The 549-nt window shown below is 68.9% G+C and carries 1 protein-coding gene; it reads left to right on the forward strand.

Annotated elements, in window-relative coordinates:
* Positions 1 to 159 precede the first annotated feature (159 nt).
* Positions 160 to 549, forward strand: a 390-nt coding sequence (locus ACTQV4_RS10345; RefSeq protein WP_441569786.1) for a helix-turn-helix domain-containing protein, incomplete at its 3' end; no start/stop codon positions are given.

Below are 549 nucleotides of genomic sequence, written 5' to 3' on the forward strand. Positions count from 1 at the left end.
TGGCTCTTCGGTGGTTTCTGTGGGAGAGATTCCGGCATAGGCCCAGCTCAGCGGGCGAAAACAACGATCTGGAACTGAAACGGCCCCGGGAGGGGCCGTTTCCGCGTCATCCGCCTATGATTGCTAAGCCAAATTCAGACAACCGAAGAGGTGTGACGCATGAAGAGTCTACTACTTCTCGCCCTCGGTCTGGCCCGCACGGTCGTCCTGGGCGCGCGCATCGAGGCCGAGCGCATCGTCGTGAGCGTCCGGCCCTACAAGCGCGAGCAGCGCCGCTGCCCCGTATGCGGCAGGGCCTGCGACTTCTACGACATGGCGAACCGCGGGGCCCCCAGGCTGTGGAGGGCGATGGACCTGGCGCGCTCGGCCTGCTACCTGGAGTACGCGCCCTGCAGGGTGCGCTGCCCGGAGCACGGCGTGCGCACCGAGGCCGTCCCCTGGGCGCGGCACGGGGCGCGCTTCACGCGCGACTTCGAGGACTGGGTGGCGTGGCTGGCGGTCCGCTGCACCGCCTCGGCGGTCTCCGAGCTCGCCCGCGTCGAGTGGCAC

The sequence above is a fragment of the Collinsella sp. LCP19S3_B11 genome (genome assembly GCF_052121915.1).
In the GTDB taxonomy this organism is placed as follows: domain Bacteria; phylum Actinomycetota; class Coriobacteriia; order Coriobacteriales; family Coriobacteriaceae; genus Collinsella.